The sequence below is a fragment of the Zobellella denitrificans genome, from assembly GCF_002237365.1.
In the GTDB taxonomy this organism is placed as follows: Bacteria; Pseudomonadota; Gammaproteobacteria; order Enterobacterales; family Aeromonadaceae; genus Oceanimonas; species Oceanimonas denitrificans.
The window spans coordinates 1-22,272 of sequence record NZ_NMUO01000004.1; the positions used below are offsets into that span (position 1 = coordinate 1).

Annotated in this window: 16 protein-coding genes; 10 read left to right on the forward strand and 6 right to left on the reverse strand. The window is 66.9% G+C overall.

Going from position 1 to position 22,272, the window contains the following annotated elements:
• The 3 genes from CGX12_RS01645 to CGX12_RS01655 all read right to left on the reverse strand — a co-directional run.
• A partial coding sequence (locus tag CGX12_RS01645; RefSeq protein ID WP_176441972.1) for a PqiC family protein occupies positions 1-345 on the reverse strand: 345 nt, incomplete at its 3' end.
• A 2-nt stretch (positions 346-347) separates the two neighbouring features.
• Positions 348-1,985, reverse strand: a complete 1,638-nt coding sequence (gene pqiB / locus CGX12_RS01650; protein WP_094038159.1) for an intermembrane transport protein PqiB — start codon at positions 1,983-1,985, stop codon at positions 348-350.
• Positions 1,978-3,342, reverse strand: a complete 1,365-nt coding sequence (locus tag CGX12_RS01655; protein WP_176441973.1) for a paraquat-inducible protein A — start codon at positions 3,340-3,342, stop codon at positions 1,978-1,980. The genes pqiB and CGX12_RS01655 overlap by 8 nt, the downstream gene beginning before the upstream one ends.
• 270 nt (positions 3,343-3,612) lie before the next feature.
• Between CGX12_RS01655 and CGX12_RS01660 the strand changes: the two genes are divergently transcribed.
• The 9 genes from CGX12_RS01660 to CGX12_RS01700 all read left to right on the forward strand — a co-directional run bounded on the left by CGX12_RS01660 (position 3,613) and on the right by CGX12_RS01700 (position 18,580).
• Positions 3,613-7,023, forward strand: coding sequence for a putative bifunctional diguanylate cyclase/phosphodiesterase (locus CGX12_RS01660; protein ID WP_094038161.1), 3,411 nt, complete (start codon positions 3,613-3,615; stop codon positions 7,021-7,023).
• A 102-nt stretch (positions 7,024-7,125) separates the two neighbouring features.
• A complete protein-coding gene (locus CGX12_RS01665) occupies positions 7,126-8,958 on the forward strand; it encodes a sensor domain-containing diguanylate cyclase (RefSeq protein ID WP_176441974.1) in 1,833 nt (610 codons plus the stop codon).
• Between the two features lie 130 nt (positions 8,959-9,088).
• Positions 9,089-9,457, forward strand: coding sequence for a response regulator transcription factor (locus tag CGX12_RS01670; RefSeq protein ID WP_094038163.1), 369 nt, complete (start codon positions 9,089-9,091; stop codon positions 9,455-9,457).
• Complete coding sequence (locus CGX12_RS01675) at positions 9,457-10,080, forward strand: chemotaxis protein CheC (RefSeq protein ID WP_094038164.1); 624 nt, start codon at positions 9,457-9,459, stop codon at positions 10,078-10,080. The genes CGX12_RS01670 and CGX12_RS01675 overlap by 1 nt, the downstream gene beginning before the upstream one ends.
• Positions 10,077-11,915, forward strand: coding sequence for a sensor domain-containing protein (locus tag CGX12_RS01680; RefSeq protein ID WP_142995562.1), 1,839 nt, complete (start codon positions 10,077-10,079; stop codon positions 11,913-11,915). Before CGX12_RS01675 ends, CGX12_RS01680 begins: the two co-directional genes overlap by 4 nt.
• Positions 11,916-12,003: 88 nt before the next feature.
• A complete protein-coding gene (locus CGX12_RS01685) occupies positions 12,004-12,807 on the forward strand; it encodes a transporter substrate-binding domain-containing protein (protein ID WP_176441975.1) in 804 nt (267 codons plus the stop codon).
• Positions 12,807-14,927, forward strand: coding sequence for an ATP-binding protein (locus tag CGX12_RS01690; protein ID WP_094038167.1), 2,121 nt, complete (start codon positions 12,807-12,809; stop codon positions 14,925-14,927). The genes CGX12_RS01685 and CGX12_RS01690 overlap by 1 nt, the downstream gene beginning before the upstream one ends.
• 35 nt (positions 14,928-14,962) lie before the next feature.
• Complete coding sequence (locus CGX12_RS01695) at positions 14,963-17,320, forward strand: ATP-binding protein (protein WP_176441976.1); 2,358 nt, start codon at positions 14,963-14,965, stop codon at positions 17,318-17,320.
• 15 nt (positions 17,321-17,335) lie between these two features.
• Positions 17,336-18,580 (forward strand): EAL domain-containing response regulator, encoded by a 1,245-nt coding sequence (locus tag CGX12_RS01700; protein ID WP_094038169.1) that lies wholly within the window; start codon positions 17,336-17,338, stop codon positions 18,578-18,580.
• A 57-nt stretch (positions 18,581-18,637) separates the two neighbouring features.
• Here the strand turns inward: CGX12_RS01700 and CGX12_RS01705 are convergent, their stop codons facing one another.
• The 3 genes from CGX12_RS01705 to CGX12_RS01715 form a co-directional block, all read right to left on the reverse strand.
• Entirely contained in the window at positions 18,638-19,828 is a 1,191-nt protein-coding gene (locus tag CGX12_RS01705; protein ID WP_094038170.1) for an amino acid aminotransferase, read from the reverse strand.
• Positions 19,829-19,936: 108 nt separating this feature from the next.
• Positions 19,937-21,127 carry a Bcr/CflA family multidrug efflux MFS transporter gene (locus CGX12_RS01710; RefSeq protein ID WP_094038171.1) on the reverse strand — a complete coding sequence of 397 codons (1,191 nt, stop codon included), beginning with the start codon at positions 21,125-21,127 and terminating at the stop codon, positions 19,937-19,939.
• Positions 21,128-21,199: 72 nt separating this feature from the next.
• Positions 21,200-22,090, reverse strand: a complete 891-nt coding sequence (locus tag CGX12_RS01715) for a DNA replication terminus site-binding protein (protein ID WP_094038172.1) — start codon at positions 22,088-22,090, stop codon at positions 21,200-21,202.
• Here CGX12_RS01715 and CGX12_RS19790 point away from each other — a divergent pair.
• Entirely contained in the window at positions 22,089-22,256 is a 168-nt protein-coding gene (locus tag CGX12_RS19790; RefSeq protein ID WP_176441977.1) for a hypothetical protein, read from the forward strand. The two genes, CGX12_RS01715 and CGX12_RS19790, sit on opposite strands and share 2 nt — an antisense overlap.
• The last annotated feature ends 16 nt before the right edge of the window (positions 22,257-22,272 follow it).

Here is a 22,272-nt window from a genome sequence, read left to right on the forward strand (position 1 = left end):
GGGTGGAAAAGGGACGGCGCGCGGCGGCCCCCGGCTCCCCCCCGGGGATGGGGGGGGGGCGCGGCCGAGCCGCTCCTGCAGCAGCCGCTGCAGCTGGCCGGCGATGTCTTCCCCCCAAAGGTGCTGGCGCGCCTGGTACACCTCGATGTCGTTCAGCTGCATCACGATGCCCTCGCTGTCCAGGTGGCCGGCCAGCCGCACCGGCGCCACCTGGATGGCCAGGCGGCGCTCATACTGCTGTGCCGGCGCCGTGCTCGGCAGCAGGTAGCTGGCGGTGCCGGGCTGGCTGGCGGCGCAGCCGGCCAGGCCGAGCAGGGCGGTCAGCAGCAGGGCAGGGGTGCTCATTCTCATCTGGGGGCCCTCGGTTGTGGGTCTTCGGTCAGTTTCTTGTCAAAGATCAGGGCGTTGGGCTGATCGTTCAGGGTCCGTACCACCGGCTGCAGCTCGCGCATCAGCTTCTCCAGCCGGGACAGGGTCTGGGTCAGCTCGTCGTAGCCCTGGGAGTCGGGGGCGAAGCCCTGCAGGGTGTCGCGCAGCTGGCGCAGGGTGGCGTTGGCGTTTGCCGGCAACTGGCCGGTGGCCGGATCGGCCAGCAGCGCATCCACCGAGGCGGCGATGCCGTTCACTTTCTCCATGGTCTGGCGGGTGGTGGCCAGGGTGTCGTTGAGGGTGTCGAGGAGGGGCTCCACGTCCAGGTTGTTCAGTTTGTCGAGCAGGTTGGACACCTTCTGCTCGATCTGGGCGAAGCTGCCGGAGGTGGTGGGGAACACCGGCCGCTCCACAAAGGTCATGCGCTGGAAGGGCACCACGTCCTTGTGGAAGTTGAGATCCACGAACAGGGCGCCGGTGAGCAGGTTGCCGGCCTTGAGCGAAGCGCGCAGGCCGTTGTGGAACATCCGCTCCAGGCGCTGGTACCACTGGTCGGTGTCTATCTCCTGCTGCTCCTCGTCGAAGCGCTGGGGCTCGATGCGGATCAGCACCGGAATGGCGAAGCGACTGAGGGAGTCGGGCTGGGGCGCGGTGAAGTTCCAGGGCACGCTCACCACGGTGCCGATGCGCACGCCGCGGTATTCCACCGGGGCGCCGGGACTCAGGCCCCGCACCGTGTCGTCCACCAGTAGCACGTATTCCAGGTACTGGTCGTAGCTGCCCTCGTAGGCGCTGTCTTCGTCGGGGAACAGCACATAGCTGGCACCGGGTTTGGCGGGCCGGCCCATGGCGGCGTTGTCGGGCACGCCGAAGGTGACGCCGCCGCCGATCAGGGATTCGAGTGATGCTACATTGACCCGGAAGCCCTGGGAGTCCAGGCGCACGTCGACCCCGGCGGTGGTCCAGAAGCGGGTGGTGCTGGTCACCAGCACCTCGTAGGGCGACTGGATATAAAGCTGGTGGCGCATCTCCCGTTTCTTGGGATCGAAGCGGCTGTCTTCCACCCGGCCCACGGTGTACCCCTGATAGGTAACGGGGTCGCCGGTGGTGATGGCGTTGCCCACCTGGCTGACCAGGGTGATGCGCAGGCCGGGGGCGTCGGGGGAGGCCACCGGTGGCTGCTCCAGCACGGTGAAGGTGCGCTGGGGCTGGTCGCCGCCGCCCGGCAGCAGCTGGATATAGGCGCCGGACAGCACGGTGCCCAGGCCGCTGATGCCTTCCCGGCCGATGCGCGGCTTCACCACCCAGAAGCGGGTGTCACTGTTGAGCATGGCTTCCGCCTGGGGACTCATGCGGGCGGTGATCTCCGCATGGGCCAGATCGTCCGACAGACTTACCCGCTCGACCCGGCCCACTTCCACGTTGCGGGTTTTGATCAGGGTCTTGCCCGCCTCTATGCCTTCGGCGTTGTCCATGATCAGGGTGATGGAGGGCCCCAGCTTGCTGAGGTTGTCGTAGATCATCCAGACGCCGATCAACACCGCCACCAGGGGCACTATCCAGATGGGCGAGAGGGATCTTTGGGTCCGGCGTTCGGCACGCGGGCTGTCAGGCATGGTCGGGTTCCTTGCAGGCGTTGTCATGGCCGGCGCTCGGCCGGTCGGAAGGCGGTTCGGCGGCGGCGCCGGCCCAGATGGCCCTGGGATCGAACACCATGGCGGCCAGCATGGTCAGCACCACCACGGCGGCGAAGGCCAGGGCGGCGGGGCCGGGCTCGACGGACATCAGCGAGCCGCTGCGGATCAATGCCACCAGTATGGCCACCACGAAGACGTCCACCATCGACCAGCGGCCGATGAACTCGGTCACCCGGTACAGGCGGATACGGGTCAGGCGGTCGAGGCTGTCCTGGCGACGGCTCACCACGTAACAGAGCCACAGCAGCGCCAGCATCTTGCTCACCGGCACCAGCACGCTGGCGGTGAAGATGATAAGGGCGATGGGCCAGTCGCCGTGCTGCACGAACAGCAGCACCCCGCCCATGATGGTGGAGGGCAGGCTGCTGCCGAGGGAGGTGGTGACCATGATGGGGTAGAGGTTGGCCGGCAGGTACATGACGAGCGAGGCGGCCAGCAGCGCCAGGGTAGCCTGGTTGCGCACTCCCCGGTAGGGGTGCAGGGGCTCGTCGCAGCGCAGGCAGCGGCCCTTGCCGCTTTCTGCTATGGGATTGACCAGGCCGCAGGTGTGGCAGCCCACCAGCCCCTGTTCGGCGGCGGTAAGCCCGGGGCGGGCGCCTTCCGGCGCCATCGGCTCCCGATCGAGGGAGAACCACAGCCAGTCGCTGTCGATGGACTGGGTGGTGAACAGCAGCAGCAGGGCATAGGCGCAGAAGGTCCAGAACGACAGCCCCAGCTCGATATGGGCCATGCCCATCACCTTGATCAGGCTCACCAGGGTGCCGATCACGAAGACGTCGGCCATCATCCAGGGGGTGACGTGGCGCAGGGTGCGGGCGATCTGCCGGCTTCGCGGCAGCGGCCGGCGCAACAGTATGCCCAGGCACAGCCAGGCCACCGAGCACAGGTATACCGCCGGCAGCACGATAACGGTGAGCAGCACGCACAGGGCCACCAGCGGCTGGTGCAGGCCGATCAGGGTGGAGGCGGTGCTGGTCAGCTCTATCCGGTTGCCGATGCCGCTGAGATCGAAGCCGACGAAGGGAAAGGCGACAGACAGGCCCAGGGTGACCAGGGTGGCCAGGCTCAGCGCCAGGCTGCGTTCGGCCGGGTTGGCGTGGCGGCGCACCAGGGTGTGGCCGCAGCGCGGGCACTGGGCTTTTTCCCCGGCCTTCAGGGGCGGCAGCGACACCAGCAGATCGCATTCGTGGCAGGCGCGCAGCCGCCGCCGGGACACGGAATGGCGCCGGTGACGGCTCGCCGGGCCGGGCAGGAACGCTGTGCTGTGCTCGGTCAAGGTGACGTCGAACCTCCGGAATACCGCTGTGAGTGCTTGATGGTACGACAATTTGGCCTGCTTGATAAGGTGCAAGCGGCGGGCTGCTCCCGGGGTCGGAGACCGGCCAAAAGGTGAGGCGGGCCACAGGCCGGCCGCCTGGCAGGGCCAGTCCTATTGAGTCCGCTGCCACAAAGCGGCAAAATTCCCCCTGGTCCGCCATGTTGCCGGTAACATTTTGAATCCGTCGTAGAGTGGTGTCTTTCCTTTCAGCCGGAGCCTCTCCCGAACATGCCCATCGAAGCCAGGCGAATCGCCCTCCATGTCTACCTGCTGCTGATCGTGACATCTGGTACCCTGATGGGCGCCCTGGGATTCGTTGTCGGCCTCTTTCTGCCCCCGGACGATCTGCTCGGCCGGGTGCTCACCCCCGGAGGGGCCCTGGGCGTCATGCTGTCGGCCCTGGGGCTGTACTGCTGCCTGAACGGCCGCTGCCGGCTCAAGGGGAGCCTGGCGCTGGCCGTCATGATGCTGGGCGGCCTGAGCCTCTGGGATCAGCTGTTTCCGCCGCTGGCCCCGGTCCATCCGTTGCTGGCCCGGCTGGGCTCGTCGTCGTTGCCGATGGCCCTGATGCTGCTGGCGACGGGACCCTGCCTGCTGCTCGGCAAGGAGAGCCCCCGCGGACGGCGCTGCTGGCGTGGAACGGGCGCGGTGGCGCTCGTCGCCGGGGCCCTGCTGATGCTGCTGCAATGGACGGGAGAGGCCGCCGCCTGGCAGGGCGCGCATCCCGCCGCGTCCACCATCGTCAGCCTCTACCTGGTGGTGTTCGGGCTGGCGCTGTGGCTGGCCACCGGGCTGGACGGGCCGCTGGCGCTGGGCCGCGGCGCCTACCTGATCGGCACCCTGGGCATGGGGATCACCTGCCTCGGCTGGTACCTGCTGAGCCTGTCCCATCACCTGGAACTCCGCCAGCAGAGCGGGCAGACCGGCGAGAACATGGCGGCGGCGGTCGCCGAGGTGGTCGCCGGCCATGTCCAGTTGCTGCACCGGCTGGGGGAGCGGACCGCGCCCACGGCGAGCCGGGAACCCCAGGCCTCCCATCGGCTCGACGCCGCCAGCTACCTGCGGGATTTTAACAGCATCAAGTTCCTCTGGCTGGCCGACGGCGATGGCGCCGTGATCTGGCGACTGCACCAGCCCGATGCCGGCGTCGACCCCCTGGCCGCCGGGTCGGCGGCGCTGCACGACTGGCTGCGGGTCCCGTCCCCCGAGCCACGGCTGCTGGTGCTGAGCGGCCTCTATCCGGAGCCGGACCCCGCCGCCATCCTGATCAGCCTGCCGCTGGCGGCGGCGCCGGAGCCGGGGATGCAGTTGCTGGCCAAGGTCAGCCTGACCGAGGTGCTGCGGCACAATGTGCACATGAAACTGGCGCCGTTCGCCGTCCATGCCTACCTGGATGGACGGGAGCTGCTGGATTTGTCCGAGTCTGGCTCGCATCGGCACGGGCTGGAACTCGCGCGCCGCGGCCTGCGCCTGCCCCATGGCCCCGAACTGACCCTGGTCACCTACCTGGACGACCGGCGGGCGCTGGCCCTGGCCGCCCACCTGCGGCTGCTGATGGCCCTGACCGGCTTTTTCCTGAGTTTTCTGGCGGCGATCAGTTTCGAACTGGCCAAGCTGTCCCGGCGCAAGGGACAGGCGTTGCAGCAGGCCAGGCAGCACCTGGAGCGCCAGCAGGGCATCGAACAGATGATCTCCCGCGGCCAGCCCCTGGCGACCATCCTGGATGAGATTTGCCGCCTGCTGGCGGTACAGTTGCCGGGCAGCCGGGCCGAGGTGGTGATGCCGCCGGCGGGGCGGGAGGGCGAAGGCGAGTGGTACCCGGTACTGAGCGGCGGTGGTGCCGAACTGGGGGGGCTGCGGATAGTGCCGGGAGAGGGCGAACCGGGCCGGGAGCGGCAACAGCATGTCGAGAACGCCGTGGCTCTGGTGGCGCTGGCGCTGGAGCGCGAGCAGAACCACCGGCTGCTGCTGGAAAACGAACAGCGTTACCGCTCCCTGTTCGATTACAACCCCGACGCGGTGTTCTCCCTGGATCTCGAGGGCATCTTCACCAGCGTCAACCCGGCGTTCTGCGAGTTGCTGATGCTGACGGCGGACAGCGTCGTCGGCCGTTCTTTCCGGCTGCTGGTGGAGCCCGCCGAGCAGGCCCTGGCCGAACAGGCCTTCCGGCAGGTGGTGACCGGCCTTGCCCGCCGCTACCAGCTGACGGCCGACAACGGCCGGGGCATCCGGGTGGACCTGGATGTCACCAAACTGCCGATCGTGGTCAACGGCCGGATCACCGGGGTGTACGGCATCGCCAAGGACATTACCCGCCAGCAGGAAGATGCCCGCCGCCTGGCCCACCACGCCGGGCATGATGCCCTGACCGGCCTGCCCAACCGCTCCCTGCTCGAGCAGCGCATGGCACTGCTGGGGCGCGGACAGGGAACCCTGGTGGTGATGTTCATCGATCTGGACGGCTTCAAGCCAATCAACGACAGCCTGGGCCACGGCGTGGGGGATCGCCTGCTGGTGGAAGTGGCGCGGCGGCTCGAGGGGCTGATGTCGGTCAACGACATGGTGGCCCGTTTCGGCGGCGACGAGTTCGTGGCGCTGCTGGCCGGGCTGGACGGACCGGAGGCGGCCGAACGGCTGGCCCGGCGCGTGCTGTCGGCCCTGGCGCAGCCCTATCGCATCGGCCATAACGAACTCTTTATCACCGCGAGCATCGGCCTGGCCGGGCGCGCGGCGGAGCGGAACGAGGCCGGGCCGCTGCTGCAGCAGGCGGACATGGCCATGTATGAAGCCAAGCGCCAGGGTCGCAACCACTGGCAGTGGTACAACGAGGCCCTCAACAGCGTCATGGTCCGGCGGGTGGTCCTGCGCAACGAACTGCAGGATGCCATCGACCATCATCATCTCGAACTCTACTACCAGCCCCTGTTCAATCGCCAGGGCGAGGTGCCCGGGGTGGAGGCGCTGCTGCGCTGGAAGCATCCGCACAAGGGCTATATCTCGCCCGCCGAGTTCATTCCCCTGGCGGAGGAAACCGGCCAGATCATCGCCATCAGCGAGTGGGTGATGGCCCGGGCCTGCCGCGATGCGGCGCAGCTGCGGGAGCTGGGCGACTACCGGGTGGCGGTGAACCTGTCGCCGCTGCAGTTCTACCGCTCCAGTTTTCTCGATACCCTGAGGGCCAAGCTGCGGGAGGCCGCCCTGCCGGCGAGTGCCCTGGAGCTGGAGCTGACCGAAGGCATACTGATGGACGACGCCCAGCACGCCATCACCCTGCTGGAGGAGATCCGCGCCATGGGCATCCGGGTGGCCATCGACGATTTCGGCACCGGCTTTTCCAGCCTGAGCTATCTCAAGCACCTGCCGGTGCACAAGGTAAAAATCGATCGCAGCTTTATCCAGGACGTGACCGAGGCCTCCCATGATGCCGCCATCGTGCGCGGCATCATGGTCATGGCCCATGAGCTGGACCTTGAAGTGGTGGCCGAAGGCATCGAAACCCGGGCACAGTTTGAACGGCTCCGGGGGGACGGCTGCGACCTGTTCCAGGGGTTTTATTTCGCCCGTCCCATGCCGCTCGATCAGTTGCGGTCATTTTTGCTGGAAACGCGATCTGCTCACTTGACGACCGTTAACAAATGATGAAAATAACGCCGGTTCTTCGCCGGCTGCGGCGAGGAAAATGGCTCCGAAAGAGCCTGTTCGGCCCGCTCAGGGGTCAGTTTACCCAGTGGAGTGACCAGCTTGCCGCTTCCCCCCTATCCCGATGATGAAGCCCGACGGCTGCAGTTGCTGCAGGATCTGGCCATACTGGATACCGCGCCGGAGGAGGGCTTTGACGCCCTGACCCGGCTGGCGGCGGAGATCTGCGGCTGCCGCATCGCCCTGATCACCCTGGTGGACGAGGCGCGGCAGTGGTTCAAGTCCCGCCAGGGGCTGGCTGTCAGCGAGACCCCGCGGGACATCGGCTTCTGCAGTCTCGTCCTGTTGCAGGGCGAGCCCCTGGTGGTGCGGGATGCGGCCCGGGAGCCGCGCTTCGCCCACAATCCCCTGCTCGCGCAGCAGGGGGTGCGGTTTTATGCCGGGGTCCCCCTGGTGGTGCAGGCCGGGGTCAGCGCCGTCGGCACCCTCTGCGTGGCCGATCCCCATCCCCGCCCCGAGGGCTTGAGCGAGCTGCAGCTGCTGCAACTGGGCACCCTGGCCGAGCTGGTGAGCGAGCGGCTGCGCAGCCGCCTTATCATCCGCCGCCTGCGGGAGTCGGAGCGGGCGCGCAATCGCCAGTCCCAGTTGCTGGAGGCCATCAAGCGGGCGTCCGGCATCGGCTTTGCCCTGCTGGATCAGGCCGGCACCATCGTCGAACTCAACGACAAGGTCGCCAGCATCCTGGAGCAGCTCCCCGAGACCCTCAAGGGCACGGACCCCCTGGCCCTGACCCTGCCCGCCGCCCGGGCAGGGGTGGCACGGATGATCAACTGCTGCCTGGCGGAGGGACTCAGGGTCAACGGCGACTGGCCCCTGCTGAGCAGGCAGGGGGCGCTGCGCATCGCCGGGGTCAACGCCGAGCGGCTGTGGCTGGATGACCAGCCCTACCTGTTCTGTGTGCTCGGCGACAAGACTCAGGAGCGGCTCGAGGAAACCCTGCGCGATACCCAGGCCCGCACCCTGCGCGAGGTGACCCTGGAGAATTCCCTGTCCGAGATCCTGGCGTCCATCGGCAATGCCATCGTCTATCACAGGCCCGGTGCCCGGGTGCTGATAAGCCACCTCACCGACGACAGCCTGGACATCGAGTACCTGTCCCATCCGGAGCTTGAGGGGCTCCGGGTGCCGCCGCTTGCGGGAACCCGGCCGGTATTCCACGATGCCGGCCAGTCGCCGTTCACCCAGGAGGTGGCGGAGGTGGGGGCCTGGTGGCGGTTCCCGCTGCTGAGCGAGGATCGCCTGCGGCTGCTGGGGGATCTGTGGATATTGCCCCGCCAGTCCACCCGGCCCGCGGCTTCCGAGTTCGTCTTCCTCGAGGGGCTGGCCCGGGTGGCGGGTTTTGCCATGGAGCGCCAGGATCAGTGGGAGGCGCTGCGTGAACGGGCCGAGTACGACGCCCTGACCGGCCTGGCCAACCGAACCCTGCTGGTGGAACAACTGGGTCAGGCGTTGTATGACGCCGCCGAGCACCGGCAGCGGCTGGCGCTGCTGTTTATCGATCTCGACGATTTCAAGCAGGTCAACGACAGCCACGGCCACCATGCGGGGGACAAGGTGCTGACCTGCCTGGCCGAACGCATGAGCGAGACCCTGCGCAAGACCGACATCATCGCCCGCCTCGGGGGCGACGAGTTCGTGGTGGTGTTGCCCGAGGTGGAACTGGACAGTGCCCGGCGGATAGCGCAGAAGCTGCTGGAGGCGCTGTGCCAGCCGATCAAGTGGGAAGAGCGGTTCCTGCCGGTCAGCCTGAGCATCGGACTTATCCTGTCGCGCCCCGGAGAGCTGGACGAGCAGGCCCTGATCCAGCGGGCCGACGCCGCCATGTACCGGGCCAAGCAGGCGGGCAAGAAGCAGGTGGTGCTGTTGCCGGCCTGAGCGGAGGCCGCCGCTCGCCGTGATCCCGGTTTTCTTTTCCGGCAAAGATTCATTTATATCCATTTCAAACGGCGATGTTTTCTCTATAATGTTGGGCTTGTTGCCAATTCAGCCGTTTCCGGACACTAAGATGACCCAAGCCAACGCCATGACCCTGCTGCTGGTGGATGACAGCAGAGTAGCCCGCCTCAGCCTGGTGCGTCAGCTGCAGAGCCTGCCGCTGGCCCTGGACATTCTGGAAGCCGCCTCGGCGGACGAGGCCGAGGCCCTGATGCAGCAGCGGCAGGCCGATGCGGCCCTGATCGACTTCAATATGCCGGGGCGCGACGGCATCGAGCTGGCCAGCCTCTTCCGTCAGCGCCACCCCCGGATGAAGCTGGCCCTGGTGACCGCCAATATCCAGGACGCCCTGGTGAAACGGGCCCGGGAGCTGGACATGACCTTCGTCGCCAAGCCCGCCAGCCTGGACGATCTGGCCCGTTTCCTCGAGGTCGCCTGATGACACTGAGCCTGACCGCCGATGAACACGATGTCATCGTCGAGCTGATGAACATCGGTGTCGGCCGGGCGGCCGGCGCCCTGTCGCAGCTGGTGCAGGACGAAGTACTGCTGTCGGTGCCCCAGTTGCAGTTCCTGACCCCGGCCGAGGCCAGGGACATCTTCTGCCGCTCCATGCCCGGCCTGCTGGCCGGGGTGATGCAGGGGTTCCGGGGCTTTATGAGCGGCCGCGCCGCCCTGCTGTTTCCCGAGGAGCGCAGCCTGGAGCTGGTCCGGGCCATGCTGGGGACGGACCTGTCCGCCGACGAAATCTCCGAGCTGGAGCAGGAAACCCTGGCCGAACTGGGCAACATCCTGCTCAACAACTGCCTGGCGACCCTGGCCAACCTGCTCAACCAGCAGATCCAGACCGAGCTGCCCCAGGCGTTCAATGTGGATACCCCCCACCTGTTGAGCCGGCTGTCGCCCGCCCAGGACGACGAGGGCTCCATGATCATGCTGGTGCAGATCGACTTCAGCCTGCGTGAAAGCGCCCTGCAGGGATACCTGGCCTTTCTGATCGACCTGCATTCGGCGGACACCTTTATCGAGGCGCTGCGTCGCTATCTGGCCGGACTCGAGTGAAGTCAATCGCCATGGATGAGGCACCGAATTACCCGGACCGGCTGGCACTGGCCACCCTGGATCATATCGAGAGCGGCATCATCATCCTCGATGGCGCACGGCGGGTGTGTTTCTGGAACCAGTGGCTGGAGCAGCACAGCGGCATCGGTGCCGGCGAGGCACTCGGTTGCCGGCTGGAACAGCTGTTCGGCGAGCTGCCGGCGGTCTTGCTCGACGCGGTGCGCGACGCCTGCGAACACCGGCTGTCCCGGCTGCTTTCCCACCAGCTGCATCCCCGCTTGCTGCCCCTGCACTGCCGGGCGGCGTCCGGCCGTGGCGGCCCGCTGTTCCACTCCATGCTGTTGCGTCCCCTGGCGCAGACGGAGGGGCTGACCCTGGTGCAACTGCTCGACGCCACCAATGCGGTGCGGCGCGAGCGGCACCTGCGCGACAAGGAACAGGCGTTGCGCAAGGTGCACCAGCACCTGTCGGAAGAAAAGCAGTATATCGACACCGTGCTCAAGACCATCAGCGCCCTGGTGGTGGTGACCGATATCCAGGGGCACATCCTCAGCATCAACCGCAGCTGCGAGCAACAAACCGGGTTCAGCGAAGAGGACGTGCTGGGCCAGCCGCTGAAGGTGCTGTTCAGCATCGACAGCTTCAACCGGCTGCTCGAGGGCCCCTGGCAGTATGACGAACCGCTGCCCTTCACCTGCCGCATGCACAATGCGGCGGGGGAGCTGATGCATATCCGCTGGACGGTGAAAAGCGTCGGCGAGGCGGGCCAGCCGCCCCGTTACCTGATCTATACCGGCCAGGACATCACCGAACGGGAGCGGGCCGATGCCCTGCTTCGCCTGGAGCGGGAGATCCTGGAAATGGCGACCGCCGGCGAGCCACCGGAGCGGACCCTGGATCACGTTTGCCTGGCGCTGGAGCGTCAACTGGAGCAGTGCCGGGTCGCGGTGCTGCAACTGGCGGAGGACGAGCGCCTGCGGATCAGCAACGGTCCCGGCCTGGCGGAGGATTTCGGCCGGCGGCTGGCGGCGTTGCAGACCGAGAACCTGCTGCGCATTCTGCAGCCGGGGCTGCGGGATGGCCGCTTGCAGGTATTTGTGGCCGAAGGCCCGGCGCCGCGCTGGCGATCCTGGCTGGCGCTGGCGCGGGATCATGACATCGCCGGCTGCTGGCTGATGCCCATCCATGCCGGCGCCCGGGTGCCCCAGAGCCTGTTTGCGGTCTTTCCCCGCCAGCGTGTCCACCCCTCGGCCCACGAACAGATGGTGATCCAGCGTATCGCCCACCTGACGGCGCTGATCCTGGAGCGCCATCTGCAGCAGGAGCGGATCCGCTACCTGGCCCTGCACGATCCCCTGACCGGCCTGGCCAACCGCAGCCTGCTGAACGAGCAGTTGCTGCGCAGCATTCACCGGGGCCGCCGGGAAGGGCAGCCCTTTGCGCTGCTGTTCATCGATCTGGACGGCTTCAAGGCGCTCAACGACACCCACGGCCATGACGCGGGGGATGCTTTCCTCGCCGCCCTCGGACATCGGCTGAAAACCAAGCTGCGGGCCACCGACTGCTGTGCCCGTACCGGGGGCGACGAGTTCGTGATCCTGCTGGAGGCGGTGGCCGACGAAAAAACCGCCCGGCGCGTCGCCGAGTCGGTGCTGCGGCTGATCTCCACGCCGCTGGAGTGGGGCGGGCATGCCCTGCAGGTGTCGGCCTCCATCGGCCTCGCCCTCTACCCGGAAGACGGTGACGGCGCCGATGCCCTGCTGACCCGGGCCGACAACGCCATGTATGGCGCCAAGGCCGGGGGCAAGGGCTGCATAGTGCGCCTGCCGGGCTGAACGGGTCGGGATGGGGATGACCATGGATAAACGAATGGCGTCAACACCGGGCGGAACAGGGCGAAACGGAGGAAGGGGACGGCTCCTGGTGGCCGTGGCGTTGGTGCTGGCGGTACTGCTGGGCTGGTGGCACGGGCGCGACGACGGCTCGCTGCAGCGGATCCGGGAGAGCGGGGTGTTGCGCATCGGCTATGCGGTGGAGGCGCCCTATGCCTACTTGTCCGGCACCGGGGCGGTGATTGGCGAGTCGCCGGCCACCGCCCGCCTGATCGCCGCAGCCATGGGCGTGGAACGGCTGGAATGGGTACTGGTCCCCTTTTCCCACTTGATTGCCGACCTGCAGGAAGGGCGCTTTGATCTGATTGCGGCCGGCCTCTTTATCACCGAGGAGCGCGGCTCCCAGGTGCGGTTTTCGTCCCCGGTGCTGGCCATCCGCTCCGGCGTGCTGCTGCGGCGGGGCGAGCAGGAGTCCTTGCGCGAGCGGCTGCTGACGGCAATGCCGGTGCCGCTGGCGGTGCTGGAAGGCGCGGTGGAGCACCAGTGGGCAGTGCTCCGGCCCGAGTTTGGGCCCGGCCTGGTGGTGGTTCCCGATGCCCTGAGTGGCCAAGTGGCGGTGGCCAGCCGGGAGGTTGACGCCCTGGCCCTGTCCTGGCCCGCGACCCGGCTCATGGCGGCGGCCGCACCGGCCACCTTCGAGGCGATGCTGCTGCCGGGCGCCGGCGAAACGGTGAACCTGACTGCCTTTGCCTTCCGGCCCCGGGATCTGAGCCTGCAACAGGCCTGGGAGCGGGCCCAGCGGCAGGTGATAGGCTCATCGGCCCACCTGGCGGCTATTGCACCCTACGGATTCAGCCAGGTCGATCTGGCCGTGGGCAAGGAGACTGCCGACTGATGGAAAAAAATATCCTCGCCACGGCCGGCCTGCGGGCCCGCAACTGGATCTGGCTGAGCATGGCCGCCGCCGTGCTGGTCTGTCTGCTCGTCGCCGGGCTGCACTATCACCACAAGAGCCGGCTCGGCCAGGCTGCGGTGCTGGTGCAGGAACTGGGCCGGGCCGGCGATGACCTGTCCCAGGGGCTGCTGCACCTGACCCTGAGCACCACCGCCGACTCGCCCTGGCAGCGGGAACGGGGGCTGGTACTGCTGCAGCAGGCCATGACCGGATACCAGCGGACCCTGGCGCGGCTCGACCCCGCTGCCGATGCGAGTGCTTTTCGCCGTGATCTCGACGCCTTGGAACAGCAGTTGCAGCCCCTGCGGCAAGATCCATTTTCTGCTGCCCAGAGTCTGTCGCTGCGATTGGCCATGTACCGCCTCAACAGCAGTGCGCAGCAGCTTGACGGCGAGCTGCGCCGGCAGCTCGGCGAACTGTCGGGGCAACTGGATCTGTATTTCGACGGCGGGGTGGTGCTGGCGCTGCTGTTGCTGGGCGGTATCTGCCTGGGTCTGTTCCGGCTGGAGCAGAGCCGCAGCCGGCAACAGCAGCGCCTCGAGCTGCTGGAGGCGGCGGTCTCGCAGCTGAACGACATCGTCATGATTACCGAGGCCGGTCTCCTGGACGAGCCCGGACCGCGTATCGTGTTTGTCAATGCGGCCTTCGAGCGGCACACCGGCTATCGGCGGGGAGAGGTGATCGGGCGGACGCCGCGCATTCTGCACGGCCCGGAAACCAGCGTCGAGGAGCGCCGGCGTATCCGCCGGGCCCTGGAGCACTGGCAGCCGGTGCAGGCGGAGATGCTCAACTACACCAAGGGTGGCGACAAGCTCTGGCTCGAACTGAGCATAGTGCCGCTGACCGATCGGCAGGGTCGCTACACCCACTGGGTGTCGGTCGAGCGCAACATCACCGAGCGGCGGGAGCTGGAGGAGCAGTTGCACCAGGCCCGGCGGCTGGAGTCGGTAGGCCAGTTGACCGGGGGTATCGCCCATGACTTCAACAATCTGTTGACGGTGATCATCGGCAATGCCGAGCTGTTGCAGGAGCAACTGGCCGAGGCGGATCCCCTGCGCCCCCTGGCGGAGTCCATGCTTTCCGCGGCCCAGCGAGGTGCCGAGCTGACCAGCCGTCTGCTGGCCTTTGCCCGCCGGCAGGCCCTGGTGCCGCGGGTGGTGGCGGTCAATGAACTGATGGATGAGATGCAGTTGCTGCTGCGGCGGACCCTTGGCCACCATGTGGCCATCGAGGTAGTCCAGGAGCCGGGTCTCTGGCCGGCGCTGGTGGACCCGGCGCAGTTGGAAAGCGCCCTGCTCAACCTGTGCATCAATGCCCGGGATGCCATGCCCGGCGGCGGGCGGCTGACCCTGGAAAGTGCCAACATCAGCCTGGACGAGGAGGATGCCGGCCGCTACGGCGACGTGGCGCCGGGCGACTATGTGCAACTGGTGGTATCCGATACCGGCAGCGGCATCGCCGCCGAGCACCTGCACCGGGTGTTCGAGCCCTTCTTCACCACCAAGGAGCAAGGCCGGGGCACCGGGCTCGGGCTGTCGATGGTGTTTGGCTTCATCAAGCAGTCGGGCGGCCATATCACCCTGTATTCGGAGCCGGGAGAAGGCACCACGGTGCGCATGTACCTGCCCCGTTCTCCGGTGGCAACACAGCCAGCAGCCCCGGTGACGGCCCCGGGACGCCGGGGTGGGGACGAGACCATCTTGCTGGTTGAAGACGATGCCGAGGTGCGCCGCTATGCCGAGATACAGTTGCAACGGCTGGGTTATACGGTGTTGCTCGCCGCAAATGGCTCCAGCGCGCTGCAGATACTGAGGGAGAGGCAGGATATCGATCTGCTGTTTACCGATGTGATGATGCCGGGCGGCATTAACGGACCCGAACTGGTCGAGCAGACGCGCTGCCTGCATCCGCATATCAAGGTGCTGTACAGCTCCGGCTACGCTGCCAGCACTCTCCTGCACCAGGGGCGGGTGGCGCCGGAGTGGCAACTATTGACTAAGCCCTACCGGCGCGCCGAGCTGGAAGCCAAGGTGCGCCAGGCGCTGGAGCAGCGGCCATGAGGCGGTGGGGGCCGGACAAGGGAAGCTGGCTTCCGGTGCCGAACGGGCACCCCGCCTGGCGCTGGAGTTCGCTGGGGGCGCTCGCCCTGATCTTTGCGGCCGACGCCCTGACCCCACTCGGGTTTGCGCACGGCATCCTCTATCCGCCGGTCATACTGCTGGCCTTGTTCAGCGGCAGCATTCGCCTAGTGTCCGCCGTCAGCCTGGCGGCGGCGGTCCTCACGGTGGCGGGCGTGTTCATTTCCCCGGCGGCTCCCCGTGACTTCGCTCCCCTCTTTGTGTTGGCCAACCGGTTGCTGGCCCTGGTGGCCATTGCCCTGAGCGGCCTGCTGTCGGTCGCCATCATCCATTACCTGCGCCAGACGCATGACGCTTACCGGGCCCAGCAGCGGAGCCGTCAGGAGTCGGAGCTGCTGGCCGGGCGGCTTCGCAACACTCTGGAAAGCATGACCGAGGCTTTTCTGGTGCTGGACAGGGAGCACAGGATCACCTTTGCCAACCGGCGGGCGGAACGGCTGCTGGATACGAGGTCGCCGGCCATGCCGGGCCAGCCGCTGGTGGCCGTCTTTCCCCAGGTCCGGGCGTTGCTGGAGCAGGGGGGACCCGAGGGGGAGGCGGAGTTGTTCTACCCCCGGCGCGAGTGTTGGCTGGCGTGCCGTTATGTGCGCACCGACGACGGCCTGGCGCTGACGTTGCAGGACTGCACCGAACGCAAGCGTAACGAGCAGAGCAGGCTGACCGAAGCCCGGGCATTGCAGATGATCTATGAAGGCGCCTCTCTGCGGGCGGTGCTCACCCAGATAGTGCTGGGTATCGAGCAGGTATTGCCCAACACCCTGGCCTCGGTGCTGCTGCTGGACGAAGCCGGCATCCACCTGCAGGAAGGGGCGGCGCCCAGCCTGCCCGAGTCCTACAATCGGGCGGTATACGGCCTGGCCATCGGTCCTCGGGCCGGCTCCTGCGGTACCGCCATGTACCGGCGCGAAGCCGTGATCGTGGAGGACATTGCCACCGACCCGCTGTGGGCGGACTACAAGGCGCTGGCGCTGGCCCACGGCCTGCGGGCTTGCTGGTCTATTCCCGTGCTTGACGGTTCAGGCCGGGTGTTGGCCAGTTTTGCGCTCTACCACCAGCACCCGAAAGCTCCGAGCGAAGCCGATCGTGCCCTGATCGACCGTACCAGCCACATCGTCGGTCTGGCCCTGGAGCGTCATCGCCAGGAAGCGGCCCAGCGCGCCCTGGAGGAGCAACTGCACCATGCCCAGCGGATGGAGGCCGTGGGCCAGTTGACCGGCGGTGTCGCCCACGACTTCAACAACCTGCTGACGGTGATCCTGGGTAACGGCGAACTGCTGCAGGAGCAACTGGCGCGGGAGCCGGCGCTGGCCGAACTGGCGCAGATGATGGTGGTGGCCGCCCAGCGAGGGGCGGATCTGACTCAGCGGTTACTGGCTTTCGCCCGCCGCCAGGCGCTGGAGCCCCAGGTGATCCGGGTCAACGAGCTGGTCGAGGGCATGCGCACCCTGCTGACCCGGACCCTGGGGCAGCACATCAGCATGGAACTGTGTCCGACCGAGGATCTCTGGCCGGCGCTGGTGGATCCGGCCCAACTGGAAAGCGCCCTGCTCAACTTGTGTCTCAATGCCCGGGATGCCATGCCGGGTGGCGGCCGGCTCACCATTGAAACCGCCAATGTCCGGCTGGACAGGGACTATGCCGCCACCCATGCGGAGGTGGAGCCTGGCGACTATGTGCTGCTGGCGGTGTCGGATAACGGCAGCGGCATTGCTCCCGAGCACCTGGGGCGGATTTTTGAACCCTTCTTCACCACCAAAGAGAAGGGCAAGGGCTCGGGGCTGGGGTTGTCGATGGTGTTCGGTTTTATCCGCCAGACCCGCGGCCATGTCAGCGTCTATTCCGAGCCCGGCATCGGCACTGTGGTGAGGATGTACCTGCCCAGGGCCGGGGCCGGGGCGCTTGAGGCGGAGCCGACCAAGAGGGTGGCACCCTTGCCGCGGGGCGGCGACGAGTGCATCCTGCTGGTGGAGGACGATGCCCTGGTGCGCCGTTATGCCGAGGATCAACTGCGGGGCCTGGGCTACCGGGTGCTGACCGCCAGCAACGGTGACGAGGCCCTGATCCTGCTGCGGCAGGAGCAAGACATCGATCTGCTCTTTACCGACGTGGTGATGCCCGGCGGCTTGGGAGGGCCGGAGCTGGCGGCCCAGGCGAAGGTACTCAGGCCCGGGCTTAAGGTGCTGTTCACCTCGGGCTATACGGAGAACGCCATCGTCCACCATGGGCGCCTGGACAAGGGGGTACAATTGCTGGGGAAACCCTATCGGCGCGCGGAGCTGATGGTGAAAATACGCCAGGCGATGGATAATTCATAAAAAAAGCGGGGTTTCATGATGGCGAAGACAAGGCTGTTGATCCTGGACGATGATCCCATGACCGGGCAGACCATAGCACGCATCGCCGAGTTCGCCGGGGCCGAGGTATGCTTTACCACGGATCCGGAGGAATTTTTCCAACTGGTGGAAACATGGCAGCCAACCACCATTGCGCTCGATCTGGTGATGCCCCGGATGGATGGGGTACAGGTGATGGCGGCCTTGGCTGACAAGGGCTGTTCCGCCCGCCTCATCATCAGCAGTGGGGTGGGCACTCGCGTGCTGGATGCCGCCGGCCGCTCCGCCGCCGAGCATGGCCTCAATATTGCCGGCGTACTGCCGAAGCCCTTTACTCCGGCCGAGCTCAGGACCCTCCTGGCAGAGGAGCCGTTGGCTGATGCCCCGTCTTTACGCCGGGCCCCGGGCCCCGGGCCGCGCCAGCCGACCCTGAAGGAACTGCACCATGCCCTGGCCAAGGGGGCCATCGGCGTGGTGTATCAGCCCAAGGTGGCCTGTCGGGGTACCGAGCTGGCCGGCTTCGAAGTCCTGGCCCGCTGGCAGCACCCGGAGCTGGGTGCCATCGCTCCGGATGTCTTCATCGCCCTGGCCGAGTCGGGAGGGCTGATCGACGAACTGACCGAGCAGGTGCTGGAGCAGGCGTTGAACTGGTTCGCCGGGCTGAATCGAGCCAAGGGAGCCCTGGCGGCGGTGCCGATGCCGGCTTGCTCTCTGAAGCAACTGACCCTGTCCATCAACATTTCGGCCCGCTCTCTGGGCAACCTGGCCCTGTTCGAGCGCCTGGAGCGTCGTTGCGAGGCGTTGGGGCTGGCGCCGGAGCGCCTGATCTTCGAGCTGACCGAAACCAGCGCCATGGAGGATCCGGTGGCTTCCCTGGATATCCTGACCCGGTTGCGGATGAAAGGATTCCAGCTGTCCCTCGACGACTTCGGTACCGGCTTTTCATCGATGTTGCAGCTGGTACGATTGCCCTTTTCCGAACTCAAGGTAGACAAGTCCTTCGTGATGACCGCCATGCAGTCCCAGGAATCCCGGGCGGTGATCAAGTCGGTGATCGAGCTGGGACACAGCCTCGGCCTGCAGGTCACGGCGGAAGGCATCGAGGATAGGAAAACCCTGGACTATCTGCGGCAGTCGGGCTGCGATCTGGCTCAGGGGTACTTTATCGGCAGGCCCATGGCCGAGGCGGCGCTGCCGGCCTGGATCCACGACTACCAGGCACAAGCCAGGGAAAACGGCTGACCGAAACCAGAAAAAAGCCCCGCCGAAGCGGGGCTTTTTTGTCGCCGGGGGGAGGGGTCAGATCACCGCGGCGATGGCGTCGCACAGGGCGTCGATGTTCGACTTGGTGATGCCGGCCACGCTGATGCGGCCGGAGCCGACGATGTAGATGCCGAACTCGTTCTTCAGCCGCTCCACCTGCTCCTTGTTCAGGCCGGAGAAGGAGAACATGCCGTTCTGGCGGGCGATGAAGCTGAAGTCCTGATCCACGCCGCGGCCGGACAGTTTTTCCACCAGCAGGGTGCGCATTTCCTGGATGCGGTCGCGCATCTCGGCCAGCTCGTTCAGCCAGTCCTGGTACAGCTCCGGATCCTCGGCCACCAGGGCCACCACGGCGGCGCCGTGGGAGGGTGGGTTGGAGTAGTTGGCGCGGATGATGGTTTTCACCTGGCTGAAGGCGGTGTCGGCCACGGCGGCGTCGCTGGCGACCAGGGTGAAGGCGCCCACCCGCTCGTTGTACAGGCCGAAGTTCTTGGAGAAGGAGCTGGCGATCAGCAGTTCTTTATTGTGCTCGGCGAACACCCGCAGGCCGTAGGCGTCTTCCTCGATGCCCTTGGCGAAGCCCTGGTAGGCGAAGTCGAACAGCGGCAGCCAGCCTTTCTCGGCGGACAGCCTGGCCAGTTGCTGCCATTGCTCGGCGGTGGGGTCGATGCCGGTGGGATTGTGGCAGCAGCCGTGCAGCAGCACCACGTCGCCGGCCTTGGCCTGGGCCAGGTCGGCCAGCATGGCGTCGAAGTCCAGATCCTTGGTGTCGGCGTTGTAGTAGCCGTATTCCTTCACCTCCAGGCCGGCGGCGGTAAACACGGCCCTGTGGTTGGCCCAGGTGGGGTTGGAGATCCACACGGTGTTGCTGTCGAGCTGGCGGGCGATGAACTCGCCGGCGATGCGCAGGGCGCCGGTGCCGCCCGGTGCCTGGGCGGTGCGGGCGCGGCCGGCTTCGGTCACGGCGGAGCCGGCGCCGAACAGCAGCTGCTGCACCACGCGGCCGTAGGCCTCGGTGCCTTCAATGCTGAGGTAGTTCTTGGTGGTCTGCTCCTGCACCAGGCGGGCTTCGGCTTTTTTCACGCAACGCAGCACCGGGGTCTGGCCGGCTTCGTCTTTGTAGATGCCCACACCCAGGTTGATCTTGTCGGTACGGGGATCCTGGCGGAACGCGTCGGTAAGGCCCAGGATGGGATCGGCAGGGGCGGCGGTGACCTTCTCGAACATGGTAGTGTTGATTCCTTGTAATGATAAATATGGTCCGGGTCGCGGGCTGCGACAGCCCCTAGTTATAACACTTGCGCCCCCATTAAAAAACGGCTTTCACCGGGGAATTTATGCCCGGGCCTTCAGCGCCGGATGCACCAGCAGCCAGTAGCCGGACAGGGCCAGCCAGGTGCACAGGCTCATCACCAGCGCCATGGGCAGGGCCGAGGGCACATGGCTGGCATTGACCGCGAAGGCGGCCACCGCGCCCAGGCCGAAGCGGGTGGTGCCGGCCAGTGCCGAGGCGGTGCCGGCGCTTTCCGGAAAGTGGCTGAGCAGGCCGGCCATGGCGTTGGCGCCGATCAGGCTTATCTGGGAGATCACCAGCATCACCGGCAGCACTATGCCCCAGAGTCCACCCAGGCCGGTGGCGGCGTTGAAGACGAGGAGGATGGCGCCCAGGCTGGCATTGACCAGCCCGGTCTTGAGCAGCCGATCGCTGCCCAGGCGCTTGACCAGCCGGCTGTTGCCGAAGGTGAGCACCATCATCAGCAGGATATTCAGGCCGAACAGCAGGCCGTAGTGCTGGGCCGGGACCCCGAACAGCTCGATGTACACCAGCGGCGAGCCGGAGATAAAGGCGAACATGGAGGCGGTGGTCAGGGCGCCGCACAGGATGTAGCCCAGGGCCGCCCGGTGGCTCAGCACCTTGCCGTAGTTGCGCAGTATGGGCAGCAGCCGGAACGGCTGGCGCAGCTCGGGATTGAGGGTTTCCGGGATCTTGAATGCCAGGGTGACGGCGACCAGGGCGCCGATGGCCGCCAGCAGCACGAAGATGCCGTGCCAGTGGGCCACCAGCAGCAGGTAGCCGCCGACGATGGGGGCGAGCAGGGGGGCCAGCGTCATCACCAGTATCACCATGGACATGACCCGGGCGAACATGTCCCGTTCGAACATGTCGCGCAGCAGGGCGTTGAGCACCACGGATCCGGCGGCGCCACCGATGGCCTGCAGCAGGCGGAAGGCCATCAGCGCCTCTATGCTGTCGGCGAAGGCGCAACCGATGCTGGCCAGGGTAAAGAGCGCGAGGCCGCCGAGCATGACCGGCTTGCGGCCCACGCTGTCGGCCAGGGGGCCGTAGAACAGCTGGCCGAGGGCGAAACCGGCGAGGAAGACGCTGATGGTGAGCTGGGCCTGGGCCACCGGTACGCCCAGATCCCGGGCGATGGTGGGCAGGCTCGGCAGGTACATGTCGATGGCGAGCGGCGTCAGGCCGGCGAGGCTCGCCAGCAACAGCAGCAGGGAAAGGGGCAGACCCATGAGGAACATCCAGAGGTAACAAGTGCAACCAATTTAAACATGATAAGCATTATCATGCAAAGGAAGTGCGCCTCAGGGCCGGTAGGGGTAGATATGCAGCCGGGGAATGAGCGGCTCGTCCTTGATGCGGGCTTCCCGGCGTTTGCGGGGGGTGGCCGGCGGATAGTCCGCAAGCGCGGTCAGCGCCGGCGGCTCGTCCTGGCACAGGATAAGCGGCAGGTGGGCCTTGACCTGCTGCTGGCGGGGGCGGATCTCCTCCTCCTGCCAGCGCACGTTGACCATGGGGTGGGTCTTGACCGGCCGGCGCAGGCGCAGCTCCACCCCCGGCGGCAGCCGCTTGACGTCGTAGATTTCCCGGTCCACGCATTGCAGCCAGGTCTGGGCGTCGACCAGGGGAGGAGGTTTGAGCCGGGACTCGGTGAGCTGGCGCACCAGCTGCTCTTTATCCACTTTCTGGATGATCTGCTTGTTGGCCCAGGTAAAGCCCAGCCGGGAGGCGGGGCGGGGCAGCAGCACCAGCTGGCGGTAGACCTGCAGGGTGATGAGGCCGGGCAGGGTGTCGTGCACCAGGGCGAACTTCTTGTCGCGGCCCTCGGCTTCCTGCACCAGCGCCCGGAACGCCAGCTTGAGCCGGTTGACCTCGTCCACCAGGGCGGCGGTGTCCTCCCCGAGGGCGGCGGGCAGCAACAGCAGGCCGGGCAGACGGAAGCTGGCCTTGGCCGAGCAGTCCGGTTGCAGGTGCCACTGGCGATAGGCCGCCAGGGCGGCGTGCAGGGCGGCATCGCCTTGCAATGGGCTGACGGGGATCCGCGCCACCGGCTCGTGCTCCTGGCCGAGCGGCACGGGCGGCAGGGCATAGCAGCGGGCGAAGGGGCTGGCCCCGGCCAGGAACTGGCAGAGGGCGCTGGTGGCGCTTTCCAGCTCGGCAAAGGCGTGACGCAGGCGGGCGGCGAGGGTGAACATGATTTATGCCAACATACTTTGGGTGCTTTTGAATCTAGCAGGCGAGACGGCGCGGCGCAAGCAGCAGGATGAGGTGGCGCGCCAGGCCGGCAGGGAGGGGGCAGTAGATACACCTATTTTACATAATGTGTGCGCGGGCGAAATAAAAAAGAAAAAGGGGTCCTAGTCAATTAAAAAGTGAC